Annotated in this window: 21 protein-coding genes, 1 pseudogene and 1 riboswitch; of the genes and pseudogenes, 16 read left to right on the top strand and 6 right to left on the bottom strand. The window is 71.0% G+C overall.

The genetic code is table 11. The features are described 5' to 3' along the window. Nucleotides 1–121 precede the first annotated feature (121 nt). The 4 genes from OG524_RS05845 to OG524_RS05830 all read left to right on the top strand — a co-directional run bounded on the left by OG524_RS05845 (nucleotide 122) and on the right by OG524_RS05830 (nucleotide 4,987). Nucleotides 122–1,582: an aldehyde dehydrogenase family protein gene (locus OG524_RS05845; protein ID WP_405809354.1), complete on the top strand. Its 1,461-nt coding sequence runs from the start codon at nucleotides 122–124 to the stop codon at nucleotides 1,580–1,582. A 111-nt stretch (nucleotides 1,583–1,693) separates the two neighbouring features. Further along, on the top strand, nucleotides 1,694–2,149 hold the full coding sequence (locus OG524_RS05840) for an Lrp/AsnC family transcriptional regulator (RefSeq protein WP_384500113.1): 456 nt from the start codon (nucleotides 1,694–1,696) through the stop codon (nucleotides 2,147–2,149). Nucleotides 2,150–2,408: 259 nt separating this feature from the next. Next, a complete protein-coding gene (locus tag OG524_RS05835) occupies nucleotides 2,409–3,206 on the top strand; it encodes a carbon-nitrogen hydrolase family protein (protein ID WP_405392003.1) in 798 nt (265 codons plus the stop codon). Between the two features lie 89 nt (nucleotides 3,207–3,295). Continuing rightward, on the top strand, nucleotides 3,296–4,987 hold the full coding sequence (locus OG524_RS05830) for a flavin monoamine oxidase family protein (RefSeq protein ID WP_405392004.1): 1,692 nt from the start codon (nucleotides 3,296–3,298) through the stop codon (nucleotides 4,985–4,987). Between the two features lie 60 nt (nucleotides 4,988–5,047). Here OG524_RS05830 and OG524_RS05825 read toward each other — a convergent pair. From OG524_RS05825 to OG524_RS05815, 3 genes and pseudogenes are all read right to left on the bottom strand, one after another. After that, nucleotides 5,048–5,275: pseudogene (locus OG524_RS05825) on the bottom strand (DUF5995 family protein); the annotation flags it as partial. A 78-nt stretch (nucleotides 5,276–5,353) separates the two neighbouring features. Next, nucleotides 5,354–6,757 (bottom strand): uracil-xanthine permease family protein, encoded by a 1,404-nt coding sequence (locus OG524_RS05820; protein WP_405392005.1) that lies wholly within the window; start codon nucleotides 6,755–6,757, stop codon nucleotides 5,354–5,356. Between the two features lie 167 nt (nucleotides 6,758–6,924). Continuing rightward, nucleotides 6,925–8,154, bottom strand: a complete 1,230-nt coding sequence (locus OG524_RS05815) for an MFS transporter (RefSeq protein WP_405392006.1) — start codon at nucleotides 8,152–8,154, stop codon at nucleotides 6,925–6,927. 141 nt (nucleotides 8,155–8,295) lie between these two features. Between OG524_RS05815 and OG524_RS05810 the strand changes: the two genes are divergently transcribed. After that, nucleotides 8,296–9,513, top strand: coding sequence for an ROK family transcriptional regulator (locus OG524_RS05810; RefSeq protein ID WP_405392007.1), 1,218 nt, complete (start codon nucleotides 8,296–8,298; stop codon nucleotides 9,511–9,513). A 183-nt stretch (nucleotides 9,514–9,696) separates the two neighbouring features. Here the strand turns inward: OG524_RS05810 and OG524_RS05805 are convergent, their stop codons facing one another. Continuing rightward, nucleotides 9,697–12,036: a chitinase C-terminal domain-containing protein gene (locus OG524_RS05805; RefSeq protein ID WP_405809350.1), complete on the bottom strand. Its 2,340-nt coding sequence runs from the start codon at nucleotides 12,034–12,036 to the stop codon at nucleotides 9,697–9,699. A gap of 286 nt (nucleotides 12,037–12,322) precedes the next feature. Beyond that, a riboswitch (FMN riboswitch) is annotated at nucleotides 12,323–12,453 on the top strand. A gap of 159 nt (nucleotides 12,454–12,612) precedes the next feature. Here OG524_RS05805 and ribD point away from each other — a divergent pair. From ribD to OG524_RS05755, 10 genes are all read left to right on the top strand, one after another. Beyond that, nucleotides 12,613–13,713, top strand: coding sequence for a bifunctional diaminohydroxyphosphoribosylaminopyrimidine deaminase/5-amino-6-(5-phosphoribosylamino)uracil reductase RibD (ribD, locus tag OG524_RS05800; protein WP_405392010.1), 1,101 nt, complete (start codon nucleotides 12,613–12,615; stop codon nucleotides 13,711–13,713). Continuing rightward, complete coding sequence (locus OG524_RS05795; protein ID WP_405809348.1) at nucleotides 13,714–14,334, top strand: riboflavin synthase; 621 nt, start codon at nucleotides 13,714–13,716, stop codon at nucleotides 14,332–14,334. It begins immediately after the preceding gene. Further along, complete coding sequence (locus tag OG524_RS05790) at nucleotides 14,331–14,975, top strand: nicotinamide riboside transporter PnuC (protein WP_405392012.1); 645 nt, start codon at nucleotides 14,331–14,333, stop codon at nucleotides 14,973–14,975. The genes OG524_RS05795 and OG524_RS05790 overlap by 4 nt, the downstream gene beginning before the upstream one ends. After that, complete coding sequence (locus OG524_RS05785; protein ID WP_405392013.1) at nucleotides 14,972–16,261, top strand: bifunctional 3,4-dihydroxy-2-butanone-4-phosphate synthase/GTP cyclohydrolase II; 1,290 nt, start codon at nucleotides 14,972–14,974, stop codon at nucleotides 16,259–16,261. The genes OG524_RS05790 and OG524_RS05785 overlap by 4 nt, the downstream gene beginning before the upstream one ends. Before the next feature lie 66 nt (nucleotides 16,262–16,327). Continuing rightward, on the top strand, nucleotides 16,328–16,813 hold the full coding sequence (gene ribH, locus OG524_RS05780) for a 6,7-dimethyl-8-ribityllumazine synthase (protein WP_362839990.1): 486 nt from the start codon (nucleotides 16,328–16,330) through the stop codon (nucleotides 16,811–16,813). Nucleotides 16,814–16,848: 35 nt separating this feature from the next. Continuing rightward, a complete protein-coding gene (locus tag OG524_RS05775) occupies nucleotides 16,849–17,121 on the top strand; it encodes a phosphoribosyl-ATP diphosphatase (protein WP_384501740.1) in 273 nt (90 codons plus the stop codon). Nucleotides 17,122–17,174: 53 nt separating this feature from the next. After that, complete coding sequence (gene hisG, locus OG524_RS05770) at nucleotides 17,175–18,023, top strand: ATP phosphoribosyltransferase (protein ID WP_405392014.1); 849 nt, start codon at nucleotides 17,175–17,177, stop codon at nucleotides 18,021–18,023. Nucleotides 18,024–18,099: 76 nt separating this feature from the next. Beyond that, complete coding sequence (locus OG524_RS05765) at nucleotides 18,100–18,570, top strand: PH domain-containing protein (RefSeq protein ID WP_405392015.1); 471 nt, start codon at nucleotides 18,100–18,102, stop codon at nucleotides 18,568–18,570. A 184-nt stretch (nucleotides 18,571–18,754) separates the two neighbouring features. Then, nucleotides 18,755–20,122 carry a hemolysin family protein gene (locus OG524_RS05760; protein ID WP_405392016.1) on the top strand — a complete coding sequence of 456 codons (1,368 nt, stop codon included), beginning with the start codon at nucleotides 18,755–18,757 and terminating at the stop codon, nucleotides 20,120–20,122. Continuing rightward, nucleotides 20,119–21,213: a hemolysin family protein gene (locus OG524_RS05755; RefSeq protein WP_405392017.1), complete on the top strand. Its 1,095-nt coding sequence runs from the start codon at nucleotides 20,119–20,121 to the stop codon at nucleotides 21,211–21,213. Before OG524_RS05760 ends, OG524_RS05755 begins: the two co-directional genes overlap by 4 nt. Nucleotides 21,214–21,314: 101 nt before the next feature. Here the strand turns inward: OG524_RS05755 and OG524_RS05750 are convergent, their stop codons facing one another. Beyond that, nucleotides 21,315–23,216: an AAA family ATPase gene (locus OG524_RS05750; RefSeq protein ID WP_405392018.1), complete on the bottom strand. Its 1,902-nt coding sequence runs from the start codon at nucleotides 23,214–23,216 to the stop codon at nucleotides 21,315–21,317. Nucleotides 23,217–23,589: 373 nt separating this feature from the next. Next, nucleotides 23,590–24,204, bottom strand: coding sequence for a uridine kinase (locus OG524_RS05745; protein WP_405809345.1), 615 nt, complete (start codon nucleotides 24,202–24,204; stop codon nucleotides 23,590–23,592). Between the two features lie 185 nt (nucleotides 24,205–24,389). Between OG524_RS05745 and OG524_RS05740 the strand changes: the two genes are divergently transcribed. Next, nucleotides 24,390–25,760 carry a peptidase C39 family protein gene (locus tag OG524_RS05740; RefSeq protein ID WP_405809343.1) on the top strand — a complete coding sequence of 457 codons (1,371 nt, stop codon included), beginning with the start codon at nucleotides 24,390–24,392 and terminating at the stop codon, nucleotides 25,758–25,760. The last annotated feature ends 181 nt before the right edge of the window (nucleotides 25,761–25,941 follow it).

Here is a 25,941-nt window from a genome sequence, read left to right as displayed (position 1 = left end):
GGTGATCGAGCGAGTCCTTTTGCAGGCAACTGTTGAGCGTTCGGTTTCGTCTTCAACTCGGTTGAATTGTCAGTAACATGAACGGCAATCAGCTGCCTGCCTCTCTGCGGTAAGGGATCTCATGTCCTCCTTCTTCACCGACCTGGCCCATCAGTACATCGACGGCGAGTGGAGGCCGGGGAAGGGGTCCTGGGACATCATCGACTTCAACCCGTACGACGGGGAGAGGCTCGCGTCGATCACCGTCGCCACGGCCGACGAGGTCGACCAGGCCTACCGGGCGGCCGAGCAGGCGCAGCAGGCATGGGCCGACACCAACCCGTACGGCCGCCGGGCCGTCCTGGAGAAGGCGCTGCGGATCGTCGAGGAGCGCGAGGCCGAGATCGGCGACGCGATCGTCGCGGAGCTCGGCGGTACCCGGCTGAAGGCCGCCTTCGAACTGCACCTGGCCAAGGAATTCCTCCGCGAGGCGGTCCAGCTCGCCCTGCGGCCCACCGGCCAGATCCTCCCGTCGCCCACCGAGGGCAAGGAGAACCGCGTCTACCGCGTGCCGGTCGGCGTCGTGGGCGTCATCAGCCCCTTCAACTTCCCCTTCCTGCTGTCCCTCAAGTCGGTCGCGCCCGCACTGGCCCTCGGTAACGCCGTGGTCCTCAAGCCGCACCAGAACACCCCGGTCTGCGGCGGCACGCTGATCGCCAAGGTCTTCGAGGACGCCGGCCTGCCCGCCGGGCTGCTGAACGTCGTGGTCACCGACATCGCCGAGATCGGTGACGCGCTGCTGGAGCACCCCATCCCGCAGCTCATCTCCTTCACCGGTTCGGACAAGGTCGGGCGCCACGTCGCGACCGTGTGCGCGGCGAACCTCAAGCAGGCCGTGCTGGAGCTCGGCGGCAACAGCGCGCTGATCGTCCTCGACGACGCGGACGTGGACTACGCCGTCGACGCGGCCGTCTTCAGCCGTTACGTCCACCAGGGCCAGGTCTGCATGGCCGCCAACCGGATCCTGGTCGACCGCGCGGTCGAGAAGGAGTTCACCGAGAAGTTCGTCGCCAAGGTCGCCTCCCTGCGGGTCGGCGACCCGGCCGACCCCTCGACCCAGATCGGCCCGCTGATCAACTCCTCGCAGGCCGACGCGGTGTCCAAGCTCGTCGACCAGACCGTGGCCGACGGCGCCACGGCCCTGCTGCACGGCGGCGTCGAGGGCAATCTGGTGAGCCCGTCCGTGCTGACCGGGATCGCCCCCGATTCCCCCGTCCTGCACCAGGAGATCTTCGGCCCCGTGGCGCTGCTGGTGCCCTTCGACGGTGAGGACGAGGCGGTCCGGATCGCCAACGACACCCCGTACGGGCTCAGCGGAGCCGTCCACACCGGCAACATCGAACGCGGTGTGCGGGTGGGGCAGCGGATCCGTACCGGCATGATCCACATCAACGACGGCACGGTCCACGACGAGCCCATCGTCCCGTTCGGCGGGGAGAAGAACTCGGGTCTCGGACGGCTGAACGGGGAGGCGACCGTGGAGGCCTTCACCACCCAGAAGTGGATCTCGGTGCAGCACGGCCGCTCGCAGTTCCCCTTCTGACCCTGCCGCGCCCTCTGCGGTGAGCACGCCCCACGGGGCGTCATGGTCTACTTCGGGGGCGGCCCACGCCGCCCCCGAATCCGTCCACCGCAGAGAAGCGATCCACCTGACGTGCGCCTGAACGACCTCGACGAACGCATCGTCCACGCCCTCGCCGAAGACGCCCGCCGCTCCTACGCCGACATCGGCGCGCTCATCGGCCTGTCCGCCCCCGCGGTGAAACGCCGGGTGGACCGGCTGCGCGCCGAGGGCGCCATCACGGGCTTCACCGTGCGGGTCGACCCGGCGGCGCTCGGCTGGGCCACCGAGGGCTTCATCGAGATCTACTGCAGCCGCAACACCGCTCCCGAAGCGATCAGGAAGGGCCTGGCCCGCTACCCCGAGGTCGCGTCCGCCTCCACGGTGACGGGGGAGGCCGACGCGATCGTGCAGGTCTTCGCCGCCGACATGCGGCACTTCGAGCAGGTGCTCGAACGGATCGCGGGCGAGCCGTACGTCGAGCGCACCAAATCGGTGCTCGTCCTGTCCCCGCTGCTGCGCCGGTACTCCTCCGGCACACCGGGCTGACAGCCCGCGCCCACCCGTTCTCCGGGGCGCCGGCCCGGCGGGAGCACCCCCCCAGCGGCTCCGGTGCGAGAGCCTTCCGTCCGAGACCCAGATCACCCTCCTGACCTGCAAGGACGCACTGCGCAACGAATCGCCGTCCCGAGGACGTTCCACGCAACGGATCGACGGTGCACGCGCAACACTCGCGGCTTGTCGGGCCCGACGGGCGCGCCGTACCGTCAATACGTCCCCGCCCCGCCCGCCCCGCCCGAGGTCAGCCATGCCGCCGTTGCGTACCGCCCTGCTCCAGAGCTCCGGCCGCCCCGGTTCCCCGGACGAGAACATCAAGGTGCTCGACGAGGCCGCCGGGCGGGCCGCCGCCGCGGGCGCACGGCTGCTGATCGCCCCGGAACTGTTCCTCACCGGCTACGCCATCGGTGACGCCGTCGCCGAGCTCGCCGAACCCGCGGACGGCGCCGGCGCGCAGGCCGTCGCCGACCTCTGCGTACGGCATGGCATCGCCGTCCACTACGGCTACCCGGAGCGCGCGGGCGAGGCGGTCTTCAACACCGCGCAGCTCATCGGCCCCGACGGGACGACGCTCGCCGGCTACCGCAAGACCCATCTCTTCGGCCGCTTCGAGCGGGAGTGGTTCACCCCGGGCGAGCAGGCCGTCGTGCAGGCCGAACTGGACGGCGTCCGGATCGGCCTGCTGATCTGCTACGACGTGGAGTTCCCGGAGAACGTCCGGGCGCACGCACTGGCCGGGACCGACCTCCTGCTGGTGCCCACCGCGCTGATGCACCCCTTCCCGTTCGTCGCGGAATCGGTCGTGCCGGTCCGCGCGTTCGAGAGCCAGATGTACATCGCCTACGTCAACAGGACAGGCGCGGAAGGCGAGTTCGAGTTCACCGGACTGAGCTGCCTGGCCGGACCCGACGGCACCGTCCGGGCCCGCGCCGGACGCGGCGAGGAGCTCGTCATCGGCGAGGTGGACCCGGAGTTCCTGACCGGCTCGCGCGCCGCCAACCCGTATCTCGCAGACCGCCGCCCCGGTCTGTACGGCTCCCTCGCCTGAGCCATGAGCCATGAGCCCTGAGCCATGAGCCCTGAGCAGCCCTCCGCCCTCCTCTCTTCCCGCGCTTCCCTCCAAGGAGTCCGCAGCCCATGACGTCCACGGTGCCCAACGCCGTCCAGCACACCGACGCGCAGCCGCCGATCACCATGTTCGGGCCGGACTTCCCCTACGCCTACGACGACTTCCTCGCCCACCCCGCGGGCATCGGGCAGATACCCGCCACCGAGCACGGATCCGAGGTCGCCGTCATCGGCGGCGGGCTGTCCGGGATCATCGCGGCGTACGAACTCATGAAGATGGGCCTGAAGCCCGTCGTCTACGAGGCGGACCGCATCGGCGGCCGGCTGCGCACCGTCGGCTTCGAGGGCTGCGACCCGTCGCTGACCGCGGAGATGGGCGCCATGCGCTTCCCGCCCTCGTCCACCGCGCTCCAGCACTACATCGACCTGGTGGGCCTGGAGACCAGGCCGTTCCCCAATCCGCTCTCCCCGGCCACCCCGTCGACCGTCGTCGACCTCAAGGGCGAGTCCCACTACGCGACGACCGTCGACGACCTGCCGCAGGTGTACCGCGATGTCATGAACGCCTGGAACTCCTGTCTGGAGGAGGGCGCCGACTTCTCCGACATGAACCGCGCGATGCGGGAGCGCGACGTGCCCCGCATCCGGGAGATCTGGGCGGAGCTCGTCGAGAAGCTCGACAACCAGACCTTCTACGGCTTCCTCTGCGCCTCCGACTCGTTCAAGTCCTTCCGGCACCGCGAGATCTTCGGCCAGGTCGGCTTCGGCACCGGCGGCTGGGACACCGACTTCCCGAACTCCATCCTGGAGATCCTGCGGGTCGTGTACACCGAGGCCGACGACCACCACCGCGGCATCGTCGGCGGCAGCCAGCAGCTGCCGCTGCGCCTGTGGGACCGCGAACCGCGGAAGATCGTCCACTGGCCGCTCGGTACGTCGCTGGCCTCCCTGCACGACGGACAGCCGCGTTCCGCGGTGACCCGGCTCGACCGCACCGCGGGAAACCGGATCACGGTCACGGACTCCACCGGGGACATCCGCACCTACCGGGCCGCCGTCTTCACCGGGCAGTCCTGGCTGCTGCTCTCCAAGATCGCCTGCGACGACGCGCTCTTCCCCATCGACCACTGGACGGCGATGGAGCGCACCCACTACATGGAGTCGTCCAAGCTGTTCGTGCCCGTCGACCGGCCGTTCTGGCTGGACAAGGACGAGGTGACCGGACGCGACACCATGTCGATGACGCTCACGGACCGGATGACCCGGGGGACGTACCTCCTGGACGAGGGTCCCGACCGGCCCGCCGTCATCTGCCTCTCGTACACCTGGTGCGACGACAGCCTGAAGTGGCTGCCGCTCTCCCCGAACGAGCGCATGGACGTCATGCTCAAGTCGCTCGGCGAGATCTATCCCGACGTCGACATCCGCAAGCACGTCATCGGCAACCCGGTCACCGTCTCCTGGGAGAACGAGCCCTACTTCATGGGCGCGTTCAAGGCCAATCTGCCCGGCCACTACCGCTACCAGCGACGCCTGTTCACCCACTTCATGCAGGACCGGCTGCCCGCCGACAAGCGGGGCCTGTTCCTCGCCGGGGACGACATCTCGTGGACGGCCGGCTGGGCCGAGGGTGCCGTGCAGACCGCGCTCAACGCCGTGTGGGGCGTCATGAGCCAGTTCGGCGGCAGCACCGATCCGACCAACCCCGGCCCCGGTGACGTCTTCGACGACATCGCCCCGGTCGAACTCCCGGAGGACTGAGCGGCGGGGCGGCACCCCGGGGCCCCGGCTCCCGGGGCAGGCGAAACGTAGCAGCGGCACCGGCGTGAGCAGAAAGCGCCCCACCAGGCCGATCCCCGCATCCATCCGGGTGCCGAACTCCTCGGCCGGCGGCGGCACCCCGCGCAGCCGCCACAGCACCCGCGCCGCCGGCCACGACGCCTCACGGGCCCCTTCCAGGCTCCAGATGCTCGCCGGACGGGTGAGCGGGTCGGCCACCTCCAGCAGGTCGGGACCCGGCATCAGATCATCACGGATCCGCTCCTCCAGACGGCTGCGGGGGCGAGGCCGGTTCGTTCACCCCGGACTACCCCTACGCGCCGGCCACCGGCTGAGGGAGGTGCCGGGTCAGGACCTACCGGAGGCGGCCGGCGGCTCCTCGTCGTCGTACGCCGACGTACCCGAGTCCAGGAGGGGCTCCTGGGTCTTGAGGTACGCCGGGGCGAACGCCCGCAGCGCGTGGTAACCGGTGATCACGACGAGGGTGCCGAGCGCGATACCGCCCAGCTCGAAGTTGTCGGTGACCTTCAGGCTGACCCCGCCGACGCCGATGATGATGCCCGCCGCGGCCGGCACGAGGTTCAGGGGGTTGCGCAGGTCGACCTTCGCGTTCAGCCAGATCTGGGCGCCCAGCAGGCCGATCATGCCGTACAGGATGACGGTGATGCCGCCGAGCACACCGCCGGGGATCGCCGCGACGACCGCGCCGAACTTGGGGCAGAGACCGAAGAGGAGGGCGAAGCAGGCGGCGGCCCAGTACGCGGCGGTGGAGTAGACCCGGGTCGCCGCCATCACGCCGATGTTCTCGGAGTACGTGGTGTTGGGCGGCCCGCCCAGGGCGGTGGACAGCATCGACGCGGCGCCGTCGGCCGCGATGGCGGTGCCCAGCTTGTCGTCGAGCGAGTCCCCGGTCATCTCGCCGACGGCCTTCACATGCCCGGCGTTCTCGGCGATCAGCGCGATGACGACGGGCAGCGCCACCAGGATCGCCGACCACTCGAAGGCCGGGGCGTGGAAGGACGGCAGCCCGATCCAGTCGGCGTCCGCCACGGCGGACAGGTCCAGCCGCCAGTGGTCGACGGCCTCGGCGCCGCCGGCCGGGGAGTGGATCTTCCCGAGGACCAGGTCGAGCACCCAGGACAGCACGTACCCGAAGACGAGTCCGAGGAAGATCGCGATCCGGGAGAAGAAGCCCCGCAGGCACACCACGGCCAGCCCGGTGAACAGCATCACCAGCAGGGCCGTCCACTGGTCCTGCGGCCAGTACGTCGACGCGGTGACCGGCGCCAGGTTGAAACCGATCAGCATGACGACGGCACCGGTGACCACCGGAGGCATCGCCGCGTGGATGATCCGCGCACCGAACCGCTGCACCAGGAGGCCCACCAGGAACAGCACGGCGCCCACCACCAGCACCGCGCCGGTGACCGTGGCACTGCTGCCGCCACTGGCCCGGATCGTGGCGGCGACCCCCACGAAGGAGAGCGAGCAGCCCAGATAGCTGGGCACCCGGCCGCGCGTCGCCAGCAGGAAGATGGCGGTCGCGACACCGGACATCATGATCGCGAGGTTCGGGTCCAGGCCCATCAGCACGGGCGCGACGAAGGACGCGCCGAACATCGCCACCACGTGCTGCGCGCCGAGCCCGAACGTACGGGGCCAGGAGAGCCGTTCGTCGGGGCGCACGACAGCCCCCGGTGCGGGGGTCTTCCCGTCGCCGTGCAAGGTCCAGCGCACGCCGAGGCCGCCCATGGTTCGCTCCCTGTTCTGTGTGCGGTGTGTGCCCACGGGGGTGTCCGGGGGTGTCCACCCGCGTCTCCACCCGTGCGGTCACCCGCGGAAAAAGATCAGCGCCATGGTAGTGCCGCACGCCGGTGACCTCGTGTGCGGCCCCGTGGGCGTACCTCCGCCGCCGGCCGTCAGCTTCCCGTAGGGCTCCCGGTGGGGGCGGGCGCGGGCACGCCCCCGTCCGCGACCTTGCGGTCGCCCGCCCGGAGCACCCCGGCGCCCAGCACCAGCCCGAACGCCAGCACCGTCACCAGGCCGAACGACGCGAGCAGCGAGGTCGCCTCCGCCAGCGAGCCGACGGCGGACGGGGCGATGAGCCCGGAGGTGTACGTGATGGTGGCGACGCCCGCGATGGCGCGGCTCGGGTTGTCCCCGCTGCGCCCGGCCGCGGCGAACGTCAGCGGGACGACGACCGCGACACCCAGTCCGAGCAGCCCGAAGCCGCACAGCGCCGCCGCCGGGCCGGGAGCCAGGACGACCAGCAGCCCGCCGACGGTGGCCATGACGCCACCGACCCGCACGGTCCGTACGGCGCCGAAGCGGTCGACCACCCGGTCCCCGGCGATCCTGGCGATGGCCATCATCAGGGCGAACGCCGTGGTGGACGCCGCGGCGAGCCCGGCGGAACTGCCCATGACGTCCCTGAGGTACACCGCCGACCAGTCCATGCTGGCCCCCTCGGCGAACACCGCGCAGAAGCCCACCGCACCGATGAGCAGCGCCGACCTCGGCGGCAGGGTGAAGCGCGGCGGCGGCTCCTCGTCCGGTTCGCTGCGCAGGTCCAGTACGTTCCGGCAGGCGAACAGGCCGAGCGCGGTGAGCACCAGCGCCGCGACCGTGTGGTGCAGCCGCGCGTCGGTACCCGTATGGGCGGCGACCGTGCCGGCCGCCGAACCGATCAGTGCGCCCACGCTCCACATGCCGTGCAGCCCGGACATGATCGACTTGTCGAGCCGGTTCTCCACCTCGACGCCCAGCGCGTTCATCGCCACGTCCGACATCCCGGCGCTCGCCCCGTACACGAGGAGTGCCGCGCAGAGCGTCAGCAGATTCGGGGCCAGCGCCGGCAGGATCAGCGCCAGGGTCCACAGGGCGAGCAGACCGCGCAGAGCCGTCCGGGCGCCGAACCGGTGGCTGACCCGGCCGGCCAGCGGCATGGCGAGCGAGGCCCCGACGGCAGGGAAGGCGAGGGCGAGACCGAGCTGCCCCGCGCTCACCGAGGCATGGTCCTGGATCCAGGGCACCCGGGTCGCGAAGCTGCCGGTGACCGCTCCGTGCACGGTGAAGACCGCGGCGACGGCGTAGCGCGCCCGCCGTACCTGTTCCGTGCCGAAACCGGTGGCCGTGGGTTTCGTGGTCATGCGCCGTGCCCTCCCCTGGCGATGACGGCTCGCCGGTGCCTCCGGCGGCCGCGTTCGCGGTGCGCGCAGTAAACTATCAGGAACCCTGCCTGATAAATAGCGCATGAAGGCGGTTCCGCAGTGATCTGGAAGGATCCCGGCATGCCCGCATCCCCGAGCACCGCCCGGGCCATCAACGACCGGCTCGCCCTGCGACTGCTCCAGCAGGACGGCCCGCTGACGGCCACTCAGCTGAAGACCCTGACCGGACTGTCCCGCCCCACGGTCGCCGACCTGGTGGACCGGCTCCAGGAGGCCGGGCTGGTCCGGGTCGTCGGCGAGAGCGGTTCGGACCGGCGTGGCCCCAACGCCCGGCTGTACGGGATCGTCGCCGACCGGGCGCACCTGGCCGCCCTCGACGTGCGTACCGACAGCGTCGCCGTGGTCGTCGCCGACCTGCTCGGTGCCACGCTCGCCGAGGCCACCCTGCCGATCGGCAGCGACACGGGGACGCAGTCGGCCGTGGAGCAGGCCGTCGCGCTCCTGGAGCGCACCGCCCGCAGCGCGGGCACGGCCCCGCTGCACAGCGTCGGCATCGGCGCCCCCGGCCTGATCGACCCGGTCTCCGGCGAGCTCCGCGACACCACCGGACTCCCGGCCTGGCACCGGGGCCTGGTCGGAGAACTCCAGCAGCGGCTGCCCGCAACCGTCCTCGTCGAGAACGAGACCAACCTCGCCGCCGTCGCCGAACACCGCGTCGGAGCCGCCCTCGACCGCGACACCTTCGTCCTGCTCTGGCTCGGCCACGGCATCGGCGCCGCCGTGATGCTGGACGGGAAGCTGCGCCGCGGCGCCTCGGGAGGCGCGGGCGAGATCGGCTTCCTGCCGGTGCCGGGAACCACCGGGGTGCCGTCCGCGCTCAACTGCGACGGCGGGTTCCACTCGCTGGTGGGCTCCGTCGCCGTCTGCGAACTGGCCGCAGACCACGGCATCAAGGCCCGCGGGCCCGCGGGGGAGGGGGCACAGGAGCAGGATCCCGCCGCCGCGTTCGCCGTCCGGGCCGCGCTCGCCGACGGAGGGCCGGACGGCGAGGCGTTCCTCGCGGTGCTCGCCGACCGCCTCGCGCTCGGCGCAGCCTCCGTCGTCGCGGTGCTCGACCCCGGCTGCCTCGTCCTGGCGGGCGAGGTCGGCCGCGCCGGGGGTGACGCCCTCGCCGCCCGCGTCGAGGAGCGGCTCGCCCGCATGTCGCCGCTGCGTACGGAGGTCAGGGCCGGGACCCTGGGCGGCGGCGCGGTCCTGCGCGGCGCGCTGCTCGCCGCCCGCGAGGCCGCACAGGACGTGCTGTTCGCGCCGGGTGGGGCAGGCGGCGAGCGGGCGTAGGCGGATCCCGGCGTGCGCGGGGGCACCCGTCGGCCTTGCCGTGCCCCCGCGCACGCCCGGGCCGGGAGGCCGATCAGGCGGTTCCGCACGGCGAAGGTTCTCGACGGCGAAAGGTCCCGCACGGCGTCGAGCCCGGCGGTGACCGGCGTCGTGCCGGTCACCGCCGGGCGGTCAGCCCCGGGTTCAGCAGGCGCCGAGGTCCTGCCAGACGCCCCACTCACCGGTGGAGCCGGGCGTTTCGCCCTTCGTCCACCACCGGGCCTTCCACGTGTGCGAGCCGTGGCTCACCGTCGCGCCACTGCCGTACTCCGCCGTGGCGCTCCACGCCGTCGCCGGGCAACTGCCGCCGCCCGGATCCGGGGTGGGGGTCACGGTGGGTGTCGGGGTGGGGCCGGTCCCCGTCCCCGGCTGGACCACGGTGGTGCCGCGTGCCAGGTCCCCGGCGAGGGAGTAGGTGGACCCGTCGAAGGTCACCGTCCAGTTGGACGGGGTCGACGTCGGGAGGTAGTAGACGAAGTCCAGTTGTACGGAGGCTCCCGGGGCCAGCGTCTGCCAGGCGGGCAGCTTCAGCGAGACCCGGTTGTAGTCGCCCTTCAGGCCTCCGATGTTGTTCGCCGCGGTGTGGTCGCTGCGCACGATCGTCGTGCCGAAGCCCGACTGGTCCTTGGCGTTGGCGGGGGCCGAGGTCGCGTAGTCGAACCGGAACTCCGTGCCGCCCGGCAGGGTCGCCGACGTGTTGTTGGTGATCTTCAGCTTCGGGCCGATCGGATAGTTCGAGTCGCCCAGCGGGAACTGCTCGAACGACACGTCGATGTCGAGGGCCTCGGTGGGCAGGTCCACGGTCGACCGCTTCGCGCCGTACGGGGTGGCCGACCTGAACGCGTCGTACATCGCCGTGGTCAGCGTGGAGCCCGGCTCGTACTGCCCCTTGGCGGCGTTCCAGCCGTAGTCGCCCGCGAGCTCCCAGATCATCGTGCCGCCGATGCCCTTGTCGACGACGTAGTCCGCCTTCGCGGCCACCGACTGCTCGTCCTCGGTGGACAGGAAGACCTTCTTCTGCGCGTTCCACAGCCAGGGCGCGACCAGCGTCGAGTCGTAGTTGCGGACATAGGTGCCGGTCAGCTCGGTGCCGGCCGGGAAGCCGTACTGCGTGACGTAGTCGCCGACGACGCCCTTCTCCAGGTTCTTCGCGTGCCACATGGGGTTGGAGCCCGCCGGGGACTCCTTGCCCGCGGTGTCCTTGTCGTGCCAGAGGTTGTCGATGCCGACGGCCCCGTCGCCGCACTTGGTCAGACCGGCGCCCGCGGGACAGTCCGTGGTGGCGGCCTTGCCCCACAGTCCGTTCGTCCCGCCCTGCACGTTCTTGAAGCCGCGGGTGTAGTACGGCAGCCCGATGTTGATCCGGCCGGCCGGCATGGAGCCGCGGAAGTAGTGGTAGGCCCAGTCGGTGTTGAGGTAGCCGGTCCCGCCGTACTGCGAGGTGGAGTAGACGCCGGCCTGGGCCAGTTCGGCGTCCTTGCCGTCGTCGTAGAGCGAGGCGTTCGGGCCGACGTACTCGTTCCAGGCGCCGTGCAGGTCGTAGGACATGATGTTCACGTAGTCCAGGTACTTCTGGACCTGGAACGTCTCCATGCCGCGCAGCAGGTAGCCGGAGGAGGGTGCCGCGACGGTCAGCAGGTAGTGCTTGCCGTCGGCGGCGGACGCGCGGTCGAGCTTCTCGCGCAGCGTCTTCATCAGGGCGGCGTAGCCCTTGACCAGGCCCGGCCGGCGCGCGTTGGACAGTGTGTGGTCGAGCGGATTGCCCGCGTCCTTCATCGTCGTCGGGTATTCGTAGTCGATGTCGACGCCGTTGAACCCGTACGTCCGGAGGAAGGTGACGGCCGAGTCGGCGAAGGTGTCGATACCGCCCTGGTTGACCGAGCCGTCGGCGTTCGTGGCCATGGAGTAGAAGCCGCCGGAGTCCACCCGGTCGCCGTTGTCGTCGAAGTAGCCGCCGGTCTCGGCCCAGCCGCCCACCGAGACGAGGGTCTTCACGTCGGGGTGCTGCTTCTTGAACTTGTTGAGCAGATTGAAATGCCCCTTGTAGGGGAGGGCGGGGTCCATCTCGGCACCCGCGACACCGGGCCAGGTCATCCCGGTGGACGCGTTCTGCGGGCTGTCCGTGCCCACGGAGATCTTGTTGGCGCCGTCGATGTGCGCGAACGCGTAGTTCAGGTGGGTGACCTTGTCCCAGGGGATGTCCGGGGCGAGGTAGGCCGGCTTGCCGTCCTTGCCGGTCCGCCAGTTGGTGAAGTAGCCGATGACGCGCCGCTGATGGTCGGCGCCCATCTTCTCGCGGCCTTCACCGTCGTAGACGGAGCAGTAGGGCACGTCGACGCCAGGGGTCCGGTACAGCCCGTCGGGGCGACAGGACTCCTGGTCGGCGGCGGCCGAGGGAGCGGCGGTGAGCGAGCCCAGCAGCAGTCCGGCGACGGCTGCGCCGGCTGCGAGCAGGGTGGTTCTCGCACGGGTGGGGGACAGCATGTGTTGTTCCTCCTGGGGAGGTCGGCAGAACACAACTGGCAAGGGGGCTTTGCGATGTACACGGTGCCCGGGTGTGCGCACACCCGGCAGACGTTCCTCGGAGGTGACGCAGAGATTAAGAGGACTAGACCAGTGAGTCAATAGGTCTGGACCATTTGGGGGTCGGTGTCCCGTCCACGGGCCTGCCCAGCCGTGAGCGGAGGCTTCATCCGTCTGTGAGCGGTGCCACAGAAGTCGCCCGTTCGGCCCATGGCCGGTCGTGGCACAATGTGTTCTGTACCAGTAGCAGCGCACTCCGGGGTCGGTGCAATTCCGAACCGGCGGTTATAGTCCGCGACCCGTCCGCATCCAGCGGCCGGTTGACCAGGTGAGATTCCTGGACCGACGGTTAAAGTCCGGATGGGAGGCAGTGCGCGGCGGGCCGTCACAGGTACGCCGCCGTCGGCGGATGCGTTCCGGGATCTCCCGGGACGGTCGCATCCGTGTCTTCGGTCGCGGCGTCCCCTGCTGCGTTCCGCTTCATCTGTCGTCATCGACAGGCCCCGGAGTCCGTGCCCGAAGAGGCAGGAGGACCCGGTGGCCACCGCAGCCGATATGGACGCCATGCGGCGGGCGATCACGCTCGCAGCCCGCGGACTCGGCGCCACCAGCCCCAATCCGGTCGTCGGATGCGTCATCCTCGACGCCGCCGGACAGCAGGCCGGTGAGGGCTTCCATCAGCGCGCCGGAGGGCCGCACGCCGAGATCCACGCCCTGCGCGCGGCCGGCGAACGGGCCCGTGGCGGCACGGCCTACGTCACCCTCGAACCCTGTAACCACACAGGACGCACCGGCCCCTGCGCCCAGGCACTCCTGGCCGCCGGCGTCCGCCGCGTCGTGTACGCCGTCGGCGACCCGAATCCGCAGGCCACCGGCGGTGCGGACACCCTGCGCGCCGGGGGTGTCCGGGTGGAGCGGGGCCTCCTCGCCGACGAGGCCGAGGCGGGCAACACCGCCTGGCTCACCTCGGTACGCCTCGGCCGCCCGTACGTCCTGTGGAAGTACGCGGCCACCCTCGACGGCCGCATCGCCGCAGCCGACGCCACCAGCCGCTGGATCACCTCCCCCGAGTCCCGCGCCGACGTCCACCGGCTGCGGGCCGAGGCCGACGCCGTCGTGGTCGGCTCGGGAACCGCCCGCGCCGACGACCCCCAGCTGGGCGTACGCGGCATCGAGGGCGCCACTCAGCCGCTCCGGGTGGTCGTCGACACCGGCGCCACCGCCGTACGCCCCGGAGCCCGGGTCCTCGACGGCACGGCACCCACCCTGATCGCGGTCGCCGACGACGCCGACAGCGCACACCTCCCCGAGGGCACCGTGCTGCGCCTGCCACGCGCCGCCACCGGTCCCGGCCTGGACATCCCGGCCCTGCTCGCCGCCCTGCACGGGCGCGGCATCCGCTCCGTACTCCTCGAAGGCGGCCCGGTCCTGGCCGGCTCCTTCGTCGCCGCGGGAGCGGTCGACACCGTCGTCGGCTATCTCGCCCCGGTTCTCCTCGGCGCGGGCCCGGCGGCCCTCGCCGACGCCGGAATCTCCACCATCTCCCAGGCGTTGCGCCTCGATGTGACCGGGACCGTCCGTATCGGTCCCGATCTGCGCATCACCGCCGTCCCCGTCCCTGCTCGGAAGGGAAACTGAGTGTTCACCGGAATTGTCGAAGAACTGGGTGAGGTCACCGCCGTCGAGAAGCTCGACGACGCCTCCCGCTTCCGACTGCGCGGCCCCGTTGTCACCGAAGGTGCCAAACACGGCGACTCCATCGCCGTCAACGGTGTCTGCCTCACCGTCGTGGACCTCAAAGAGGACGAGTTCACCGCCGACGTGATGGCCGAGACGCTGAACCGCTCCAGCCTCGGCGCGCTGACGACCGGCTCCCGGGTCAACCTGGAGCGCCCCATGGCGCTCGGCGGCAGGCTCGGCGGGCACATCGTCCAGGGCCACGTCGACGGCACGGGCCGCATCATCGAGCGCACGATCTCCGAGAACTGGGAGATCGTGAAGATCGCCCTGCCCGCCGAGCTGACCCGCTACGTCGTGGAGAAGGGCTCGATCACGGTCGACGGGGTGAGCCTGACCGTCGTCGACGCGGGCACCGACCACTTCACCATCAGCCTCATCCCCACCACCCTCGCGCTGACCACGCTCGGCATCAAGGAGCCCGGCGACCCGGTCAACCTCGAGGTGGACGTCCTCGCGAAGTACGTCGAGCGGCTGCTCGGCGGGACGGCCACGCAGGATCCCGGGGAGCCGGTCGCATGAGCACCCTGGACTGGCTGAACGCGGAGGCGTTCACCGCCTTCGGGCAGCACATCATCTGGTCGGACATGCTCGGCAACACGATCGGTCTGATCGCCCTGGCCCTCGGCTGGCTGCGCTCCGTCTGGACCTGGCCCGCGCAGCTCCTGTCCGGCGTGGTCCTGGTCGCGGCGAACGTGTCCGTGCAGCAGGCGGGCAGCGTCGGCAAGCAGCTGATCGTCATCGCCGTCGCCGTCTGGGGCTGGCAGCAGTGGACCCGCGGCAGGCAGCAGGCCCAGGACGGCTCCATCGCCGTACGCTTCGCCACCTGGCGCGAGCGCGGGTACCTGCTGGGCGGCGCCGTCGTCGGCACCCTCGCGGTCGGCGGCCTCTTCACCGCCTTCCCCTCGCTCTCCTGGAGCCCGTGGGCGGACGCGTACATCTTCGCCGGCACGCTCGTCGCGATGCTGGCCCAGGCCCGCGGCATGGTCGAGTTCTGGTTCGCGTGGCTGCTCGTCGACCTCGTCGGCGTACCGCTCAACTTCCACAGCGGACTCGCCTTCTCCGGTCTCATCTACGTCGTCTACGGCGCCCTCGTCCTGTGGGGCATGCGCGACTGGTGGCTGCGTACGCGGACACCCGCTCTGGAAGGAGCCACGGCATGACTGCCCAGCGCACCTGGCTGCACGACCGTGCGGCCGAAGACCTGTCCCTGGACCCCGTCGAGCAGGCGATCCGCGACATCGCCGCAGGCCGGCCCGTCGTGGTCGTCGACGACGAGGACCGGGAGAACGAGGGCGACCTCGTCATCGCCGCCGAGAAGGCGACCCCCGAGATCATCGCGTTCATGATGAGCGAGTGCCGCGGCCTGATCTGCGCACCCATGGAGAACGACGAGCTGGAACGCCTCGGACTCCCGCAGATGGTCGACAACAACACCGAGTCGATGAAGACCGCCTTCACCGTCTCCGTGGACGCCTCCGCCGAACACGGGGTGACCACCGGCATCTCCGCCGCCGACCGGGCCACCACGCTCCGGATGCTGGCGGGCGGCAGGGCCGGCCCGGCCGACTTCGTCCGGCCCGGACACATCTTCCCGCTCCGGGCCCGCTCCGGCGGAGTCCTCGTACGCAACGGCCACACCGAGGCCGCCGTCGACCTTGCCCGGCTCGCCGGACTGCGCCCCGCCGGCGCCATCGTCGAGATCGCCGGCGAGGACGGGGTGATGCTCCGGCTGCCCGAACTCGTCCCGTTCGCCCGCAAGCACGGCCTGACGATCATCTCCATCGAGGACCTGATCGCCTACCGGCGCAGCTCCGAGCCGACCGTCCGCCGCGAGGCCGAGGTCCGGCTGCCCACCTCGTTCGGCGCGTTCACCGCGTACGGCTACCGCTCCACCGTCGACGGCGTCGAGCACGTCGCGCTCGTCCACGGCGACATCGGCGACGGCGAGGACGTCCTCGTCCGGGTCCACTCCGAGTGCCTGACCGGCGACATCTTCCAGTCCCAGCGCTGCGACTGCGGCCCCCAGCTGCACGCCTCGATGGAACGCATCACGACCGAGGGCCGCGGCGTCGTCGTCTATCTGCGCGGTCACGAGGGCCGTGGCATCGGCCTGCTGTCCAAGCTGCGGGCGTACGAACTCCAGGAGCGCGGCGCCGACACCCTCGACGCCAACCTCGAACTCGGCCTCCCGGCCGACGCGCGGGACTACGCGGCGGGCGCGCGGATCCTCCAGGACCTCGGCGTGCGCAGCGTGCGGCTCATGACCAACAACCCGGACAAGACCGCCGCGCTCGTACGGCACGGGCTCGGGATCACCGGGCGCGAACCCATGCCCGTACAGGCTGGTGAGCACAACCTGCGGTACCTGCGCACCAAGCGGGACCGCATGGGGCACGACCTGCCCTGGCTCGACGCCACCGCCGCGTCGACCTGCGTCAACCAGTGAGCACCGCGGGCGGCCCGCACGGACCGCCCGCGGCTACCGGACACGAACCCACGAAGTAGGAGAGACATGAGCGGCAAGGGCGCACCCGAACTGTCCGTACGCAACTGCGGTGACCTGCGGGTGGCGGTGATCGCGGCCCAGTGGCACGAGAAGGTCATGGACGGGCTCGTCGACGGGGCCCTGCGTGCCCTGCACGACCTCGGCATCGACGAGCCGACGCTGCTCCGGGTCCCCGGCAGCTTCGAGCTCCCGGTGGTCGCCAAGGTCCTCGCCGGACGCGGCTACGACGCGATCGTCGCCCTCGGAGTGATCATCCGCGGCGGCACCCCCCACTTCGAGTACGTGTCCCAGGGCGTCACCCTCGGCCTCACCCAGGTCACCGTCGACACCGGAGTGCCCGTCGGCTTCGGCGTCCTCACCTGCGACACCGAGGAGCAGGCCCTGGACCGGGCCGGACTCGAAGGGTCCAACGAGGACAAGGGGCACGAAGCGGTCACCGCCGCCGTCGCCACCGCTGCCACGCTGCGCACCGTCAGCGAACCCTGGCGCTGAGCGAGGGTCCGGGACCCCGTATTCTAAGGACCATCATGGCGAACAAAACCTTCGAAGAGCTCTTCGCCGAGCTGCAGCTCAAGGCCGCCGACGGCGACCCCTCCACCTCGCGCACCGCCGAACTGGTGCACAAGGGCGTGCATGCCATCGGCAAGAAGGTCGTCGAGGAGGCCGCCGAGGTCTGGATGGCCGCCGAGTACGAGGGCAAGGAAGCCGCCGCCGAGGAGATCTCGCAGCTGCTGTACCACGTCCAGGTGATGATGGTCGCCCGCGGAATCTCCCTCGACGACGTCTACGCCCACCTCTGAGCACGCCCCCGCACGTTCCCGGAACTCCCTCCGCACAAAGGAAACCTGACCTCATGCTGCGCATCGCCGTCCCCAACAAGGGTGCAATCTCCGGGCCTGCGATGGCGATGCTCCATGAGGCGGGCTACCGGCAGCGCAAGGAGTCCAAGGAGCTCGTCCTCGTCGACCCGACGAACGAGGTCGAGTTCTTCTACCTGCGGCCGCGTGACATCGCGATCTACGTCAGTTCCGGCCGGCTGGACATCGGCATCACCGGCCGCGACCTGCTGCTCGACTCCGGTGCGGAGGCCGAGGAGATCCTTCAGCTCGGCTTCGCCCGTTCGACCTTCCGCTACGCCACCAAGCCCGGCACGGCCACCGGCCCGCAGGACTTCGACGGCATGACGATCGCCACGTCCTACGAGGGCATCGTCGCCAAGCACCTCGCCGACATCGGCGTCAACGCCTCCGTCGTCCACCTCGACGGCGCCGTCGAGACCGCCATCGAGCTCGGCGTCGCCGAGGTCATCGCGGACGTGGTCGAGACCGGCACCAGCATGCGCAACGCCGGCCTCGAAGTCATCGGCGAACCGATCATGACGTCGGAAGCCGTCGTGATCCGCCGCAAGGGCGCCCCCGGCGACGAGCCCAAGGTGCAGCAGTTCCTGCGTCGGCTGCAGGGCGTCCTGGTGGCCCGCAGCTACGTGATGATGGACTACGACTGCCGCGTCGAGCACCTGGAGCGCGCCGTGGCCCTCACCCCGGGCCTGGAGTCGCCGACCATCTCCCCGCTGCACCACGAGGGCTGGGTGGCCGTCCGCTCCATGGTCGCCGCCAAGGAGGCCCAGCGGATCATGGACGACCTGTACGAGCTCGGGGCCCGCGCCATCCTCACGACGGCCATCCACGCCTGCCGCCTCTGACGACGGGCTCCCGAGACCCCGGCACCCCGGCACCCCGGCACCAGAGAACGCCCAAGGACAAGGACGACAGCGCATCATGTCCGCCCCCGCGCCTAGGCCGACCGACCTCCCGGCCACCTTCCGGCCCACCCGTACCCGGGTGGTCCTGCTGTCCGCGGGAGCGATGATGTTCGTCGTCATCACCGCGATCGCGATGATCCTGGACCACCTGAGCCCGGGGGAGCGGACCAGCTTCGTCTTCGTCGCGCTGCTCTTCCTCGGCGTCCTCGCCCTGCTCAGCAGGCCCAGGATCGTCGCCGACAGCACCGGGATCACCGTGGTCAACATCACCCGGACCCGACGGCTGGCCTGGGCGGAGATCGTGCGCGTCAACCTGCGGGCCGGTGACCCGTGGGTATTCCTCGACCTCAGCGACGGAACGAGCCACCCCGCGCTCGGTATCCAGCCCGGAATCGCCAGGGAGCAGGCCATCCGCGACGCCCGTACGCTCCGCGCACTCGCCGAATTCCACGGCAGTGGAGTGGACGAGACCGCGGAGAACGGCTGAGCCCTCTGCCCCGCGAGGCCCCTTCTTGATTACTCTGTAGGGCGGAGGCGCCATGCGCGCCCCGCCCCGCACGAGAGGTCCACGAGGCCCGCGGGGCATTCCTGCGACCCAAGGAGTGACTCCCTCCAGCAATGGACGGATCGTCCGGTAGTACCTGCGCCGCCCTCTCCCCGGAGGCGGCGGCATGACCACCCCCCTGTTGCTGCTCAGCGCGGCATTCCTTCTCATCCTCGCCAACGGATTCTTCGTGGCAGCCGAATTCGGGCTCGTCACGGTGGACCGGCCGGACGCCGAACGCGCCGCCGCCGAAGGTGACCGCCGGGCCCGCACCGTCGTCGCGGCCCTGCGCGAACTCTCCTTCCAGCTCTCCGGCACCCAGCTCGGCATCACCATCACCTCGCTGGTCGTCGGCATGCTCGCCGAACCGGCACTCGCCCAGCTGCTCGCCGGCCCCCTCACCGCCACCGGACTGCCCGAAGGGGCCGTTTCCGGGGTGAGCGTCGTGATCGGCATGCTGCTCGCCTCCGCCGTCCAGATGGTGATCGGCGAGCTCGTACCGAAGAACTGGGCGGTCTCCCGGCCGCTCCAGGTCGCCCGGTTCGTCGCCGGACCCCAGCACCGCTTCTCCACCCTCCTGCGCCCGGTGATCACCGCACTGAACACCTTCGCCAACCGTCTGGTGCGGCTGCTGGGCGTCGAACCCACCGATGAACTGGCCTCCGCCCGGACCCCGGGCGAACTGGTCTCCCTCGCCCGGCACTCCGCCGAGGCCGGCACCCTCGAACAGGACACCGCGGACCTCTTCGTACGGACCCTGTCCCTGGCCGGACTGAGCGCGCAGCACGTCATGACCCCGCGGGTGAAGGTCAGCGCACTGCAGTCGTCGGCGACGGCGGCGGACGTCCTCAACCTCACCCGGGCCACCGGCCTCTCCCGCTTCCCCGTCTACCGGGACCGCATCGACGAGGTCGTCGGCATGGTCTACCTCAAGGACGCCCTCGCCGTACCCGCGCAGGACCGGATGCGCACCTCGGTGGGACGGATCGCCGTACCGCCGCTCCTCGTGCCCGAGAGCCTGCCCGTAGAGCAGCTGCTCCGTCAGCTGCGCCGCGACCAGCCGATCGCCGTCGTGGTCGACGAGTACGGCGGCACCGCCGGTGTCGTCACCCTCGAGGACATCATCGAGGAGCTCGTGGGCGAGGTGCGGGACGAGCACGACGCCGAGGGCTCCGACCGTCCCGAGCTGACGTCGGTCGTCGCCGACGACGGACGTCCCGGCTGGGACGTGGAAGGCAGCTGCCGGGTCCTGACCCTGCTCCGGATAGGTCTCGACGTGCCCGAAGGGCCGTACGAGACCGTGGCGGGACTGGTCGCCGACCTGCTGGGACGCATCCCCGCCCCGGGTGACCGCGCCGAACTGCCCGGCTGGCGGATCTCCGTCCGCCAGGTCGGGCACTACCGCGCCGAGCAGGTCCGCTTCGTCCGGCTGACGGACGTCGCGGAACCGACGGCGGAGCAGGCCGCCCGAGGTCTGCTGGAGGCCGTGCGATGAGCCTTGTGCAACTGCTCTTCGCCGGAGTCCTCGTGCTGGCGAACGGCTTCTTCGTCGGTGCCGAGTTCGCGCTCGTCTCCGTACGGCGCAGCCAGATCGAGCCCCTCGCGGCGAGCGGGTCGAAACGGGCCGGGCAGGTGCTCCACGGCCTGGAGAACCTGCCGCAGATGATGGCCGCCGCGCAGTTCGGCATCACCGTCTGCTCGCTCACCCTCGGCGCCGTCGCCGAGCCGACCGTGGCCCGTCTCCTGGAGCCGGTCTTCCACGCGATACACGTGCCCGAGGGGCTCATCCACCCGCTGGGCTTCGCCCTGGCACTCGTCTCCGTGGTCGTCCTCCACCTCGTCATCGGCGAGATGGTCCCGAAGAACCTGGCCATGGCCGCTCCGGAGAAGACCGCGCTGTGGCTCAGCCCCGGCCTGGTCGGCTTCGCGCGGCTCTGCAGGCCGGTCACCTCGGCGCTCGGAACCTGCGCGCGGCTCGTGCTGCGGCTCTTCAAGGTCGAGCCGAAGGACGAGGTCGAGGCCGTCTTCACCAGTGAGCAGCTCAACCGGCTGGTGGAGGACTCCGGACAGGCCGGACTCCTGGAACCGGAGGCGCGGGAGCGGCTGGGGGACGCGCTGGAGCTGGGCAGCAGGCCCGTCACCGACGTGCTGCTCGACCGGGCGTCGCTGGTGACGGTGGACCCGTCCGTCACCCCGCGCATGATCGAGGAGCTGACCGTGCGGACCGGCTACTCCCGCTTCCCCGTCTGCGCGGAGGGCGGCGGTCCGTTCATGGGCTATCTGCACGTCAAGGACGTCCTGGAGCTGGAGGACGGCGAGCGGGCCGTCCCGCAGCAGGTCTGGCGTCCGATGGCGACCCTGCGGGCGGAACTCCCGCTGGACGACGCCCTGACCGTGATGCGCCGTGCGGCGACGCACCTGGCGCAGGTCGCCGACGCCTCCGGCAAGGTGCTCGGACTGGTCGCCATGGAGGACGTCCTGGAGACGCTCGTCGGTGAGGTCAGGGACCCGGCGCACCGGGTCGCGGTGCCCCGCCGCACCGTGGAGGTGCCGAAGGTCATGGCCCCCATGGGGCTGACCCGGTGACCCGCCTCAGGACGGGATGAACCGGCGCCGGGCGGGCACGGAAGAGCCCGCCCGGCGGCCGGAACCGCGCACCGCCGCCGCACCGCCGGAACTCCGCACTGTCACAGCGCCCCCGGTTCCTGCTTCCCCCGGTCCACCGGCCCCCGCCCCGACAGCACCTCGCCGTACGCCTGCATCAGGTCCGGCAGGCGCAGGGTGGCCAGGTCGTCCCGGGTCGGCTCGGCGGTGTAGCCGGAGAGCCGCAGATCACGGTAGGCGCAGCTCTTCTCGTACAGCGTGCGGATGAAACGGCCGTTGCCCAGCTCGTCGATCCAGCTCTGGTCGACCACGTGCCCGCTGATGCTGCGCAGCTCGTCCAGGGACTCCTCGTCCCACACGTCGCCGTTCTCGGCGGCCAGCACCCCGCCGATCGCGGTCAGTTCCAGCGGGCGGTAGCTGGGGAAGTCGACCCGGGTGGTGAAACGGGAGGACAGCCCCGGATTGGTGGAGAGCAGACGGTCCATGCCCTCCGGGTACCCCGCGAGTATGACGACGAGATGGTCCCTGTTGTCCTCGGCCCGCTTCAGGAGGACCTGGAGGGCCTCGTCCCCGTACGCGTCGCCCTTGCTGTAACCGGTGTTGGAGAGGCTGTACGCCTCGTCGACGAAGAGCACCCCGCCGAGCGCCGAATCGATCAGCTCGTTGGCCTTCACCGCGGTCTGGCCGAGGAACTCACCGACGAGGTCGGAGCGCTGGGCCTCCACGAGATGGTCGCCGCCGAGCAGCCCGAGTGCGTAGAAGACCCGGCCGAGGATACGGGCGACCGTGGTCTTGCCCGTCCCGGAAGGGCCGGAGAAGACGAAATGACGCTTCGGCGGCTGCACCGGCAGATCCTGCTCGGCCCGCAGCCGTGCCATGTTCAGCTGCGCGGAAAGGGCCTTGACCTGGCGTTTCACGGGTTCGAGCCCGACCATCCGCTCCAGCTGGGCCAACGCCTCGGCAAGCAGGGCGGGATCGCTCGGCCCGGCCGGGAACGGCGCGGGCGCCGGCGGAGCCGGTTTCTCCCGCACCCCGTTGGTGCGGGGCGGCGGCACGACGGCTCCCGGCATGACCTGGGCGTCCCTGCCCGGCCAGGGCTCACGGCCGTCCACCAGGTCCGTACCCAGCAGCGAGTCTCCGTCCGGCTGGGTCTCCATGCCCGTACCGTCCGAACCGAAGCCCGCCAGGGACACCGCGGCCAGGTCGGCCGCCTCGTCGTAACCGTCGCCCTCCGAGATCGCGGCGAGCCGGGCCGACGTGTCCATGAAGGCCGGGTCGACGCGGTGCACCGCCCGGTACAGCGGCAGGGCCGCCGCGCTGCGGCCGGTGCCCTCATGCGCCCGCGCCAGCCAGTAGCGCAGCTCCTTGCGCTGCGGCTGCTCGCTGCGACATCGCATCAGGGAGGCGGACAGCAGCGGCTCGGCCTGCCCGTACATCTCCAGGCGCACCCGGGCCATGCCGCCGAAGAGCCCCGCCTCGATGCCGAGCAGCGGATCGTCGACGAGCTGTTCCGTGGTGCGGACGAGCTGTTCCCAGTCCTTGACCAGATAGGAGCGGCAGGCGTGCAGGAAGCGCACCTGCGGATCGGCGTCGACCGGCGGAAGACCCGCCAGCGCCCGGTCCAGCTCCGGCACATGGCGGCCGTCCAGCCAGTGCGAGGCGTGCGCGAGGAGCAGATCGCGCGGGCTCTCCAGCACCGGCTGCACCCACCAGCCCAGCCAGTACCAGGAGTTGAGGGTACGGCGATGGCGGTTGCGCTGTTCACCGAAGCGGTCGCGATGGCGGTACATGCGTAAGAGCGCCGTGGTGGTTTCGATCCGCAGCGCGTGGAGGCCCAGCCAGCCGTCCGCCATCCCCGGATCGAAGCGCACCGCGGTTCTGAATTCCTCTTCGGCCTGCGGGTACGCGCCCATCGTGTAGGCGTCCACGCCGCGCAGCCAGGCAAGGTCGGCCGGGGCCTGTGTGCCCTGCGTGCCGATGTCCATCAGGTCCCCCACAAACCGTGCCCCCAGAATGTCCCGCCCGCACAGCATGCCCATCGGAGCGCGTTGAATCACTGTTCCGGGGGCGGGAATTGACCGCACCGGCTGCATCGTACCTGCGCGGGGAGCGGGCGGTTAAGGGCGATACCGGCGCTTCGGCAGTCGTGACCGAGGGTGAGCGGAAGCCGTTCGCCGGAGGTGGGGGAGGGGGTGTGGGGGCAGAACGAAGCCCCCGGTCACGGGGGAACAACCGGGGGCTTCGCGTCTACGGGGGCTCCGAAAAGCCGCACATTGAACGTAGGACCTGTAAGGCCCCTCGGTCAAGCCGAGTTGAGGCGGTTCCGGAGGGATTTCGGAAGACCCCGGAGGGCTCCCCTCAGTCTTCACCCTGCGTGAGGAAACGATTCGTTCCCGCTGTCACACGAGGCCCTTCCAGCCACACGTACCCCTCAGGCACCTGCCGTATCACCGCGTCCGCGAACGGATACGAGGGGTCGTCGGCGAAATGCCGCTGCTCCGCGACGGTCCACCCGTCCCAGAACTCCGTGAGCCCGGGTCCGTCGCGGTGCCGGCCCCGCTCCCAGGACCTCGCACGCTCCAACTCCAGCCACAGCAGCCCCGCGAGGAACGGCCGCACCGCGGCGCGGCCCGCCCCCACGCCCTCGATCAGCATCACGGGGGCGGGTTCCAGCGTCCGGGCCGGCCCGAAGCGCCGTGCCGTCCAGTCGTACGGGGTATAGCGTGCGGGCTCGCCGCGTGACAGCGGATCCAGCACCTGCGCCCGGATCCGGTCCGCCCAGGCGAAGAGCTCCTCGTGGGTGGCCAGGTCGTCCAGATGCAGCACCGGGGCGCCGCCGAGTGCCGAGGCCAGCCGCCCCGCGAAGGTGGTCTTGCCGGACCCGGCGTGACCGTCGACCGCGATCAGCCGCACCGGCCCGCAGGACGAGGGCAGGCTGCGCAGGCGGCGGGCGCGGTCCGCCAGGTCATTCATGCCCCCACCCTACGAGACGCCGGGATCGGGTCCCGGGCAGCCGCAGGTCACGTCAGTGGACCAGACCAATATTGGTCCGGCGGCACAGGCCGAATCGCTGGCCGGATCCGTCCCGGACCCGCGATAGTTGGCGCACCGATCGGCACCCGCAGCCCCAATCCGCCTCACGACCGGGGGTCTCGCCCATGACCAGACCGACTTCACGCAGGACCGTACTCACCGCCGCACTCGCGGCCGCGGCCGGGGCGGGCACGGTGGCCTCCGCCGGCCCCGCGACGGCCACCCCCTCCTCACCTTCCCCCTCCTCACCTTCCCCGGCGGCGGCCTCGCTCGTGGACAACCGCTTCTGGAGCACGTACACCGACTGGCGCTGCGGTTCCGCCGTGGGGACCCGCGCCGTCGCCGGGTCCCGGCCCGGCCTGGTGTTCTCCACCCCCGCCGGAACCACCGACTACACCGATCCGCACACCGGCACGACGACCAGCTGGGAGTACGCCACCTGGACCTCGCCGGTCCACCGCTCCGCCGTCCCGGCCACCGAGGTGATCGCCTCCTGGAACGCCCGGACGCCGGCGGGCACCTGGATCCAGATCGAACTGCGGGGCAGCTACGCGGACGGTACGGACACCCCCTGGTACGTGATGGGCCGCTGGGCGTCGGGGGACGCCGACATCCGCCGGACCTCCGTCGACGACCAGAGCGACGGCAGGAGCAGCGTCTGGACCGACACGTTCTCGGTGGACGACGCGGCGAGCGGGCTGCGACTCGTCTCGTACCGGCTGCGGCTCACCCTCCACCGGACCCCGGGCAGCCGCCTCACGCCCACGGTCCACCGTGTCGGCGCGATGGCCTCGGACGTCCCGGACCGCTTCACCGTGCCGGCAAGCGCCCCCGCGCTCGCCCGCGAGCTGGCGGTGCCCCGCTACTCGCAGAACGTGCACGTGGGCGAGTACCCCGAGTACGACAACGGGGGCGAGGCCTGGTGCAGCCCCACCTCCTCGCAGATGATCATCGAGTACTGGGGGCGCGGGCCGACAGCGGAGGACCTCGCCTGGGTCAAGCCGGGCATCGCCGACCCGCAGGTCTGCCACGCGGCCCGCTACACCTTCGACTACCAGTACGAGGGCTGCGGCAACTGGCCCTTCAACGCCGCCTACGCCGCCACGTACAAGGACATGAGCGCGGTCGTCACCCGGCTCGGGTCGCTGGCGGACCTGGAGAAGCTGGTCGGCGCGGGCATTCCGGTCATCACGTCGCAGTCCTTCCTCAAGGAGGAGCTGACCGGGGCGGGCTACGGGACCTCCGGCCACCTGATGACCGTCATCGGCTTCACGGCCGACGGCGACGTGATCGCCAACGACCCCGCGTCGCCGGACAACGACGCCGTGCGCCGCGTCTACCGCCGGCGTGAGTGGGAAAACATCTGGCTCCGCACGAAGCGCTACGACGCCACCGGCAAGGTCAGGAGCGGTACGGGCGGCGTCTGTTACGTGTACTGGCCCGCCGCACCGACAGCGAGTCAGCGCCGCGTGCTGAAGGCGCTCGGGCTGGTGTGAGCATGTGCGGCCCCACGGCCGTCCTGACGTCCCGACGACCTGACGGCAGCGTTCCCGGCCGTCCTGCGTGAGGTGGCCGTACTTGTCCACCGTGACCTTGACCGAGCGATGCCCGAGCCGACGAGACACTCGTGGACGGATACGCCGCTCGTCAAGGTCACGGTGGTCCGTTCGTGCCGCA

Origin of the sequence: Streptomyces sp. NBC_01520 (assembly GCF_045040375.1) — a bacterium.
Taxonomy (GTDB): Bacteria; Actinomycetota; Actinomycetes; order Streptomycetales; family Streptomycetaceae; genus Streptomyces.
The sequence above is the reverse complement of the archived record's forward strand: the minus strand, read 5'-3'. Positions and strand labels throughout refer to the sequence as shown.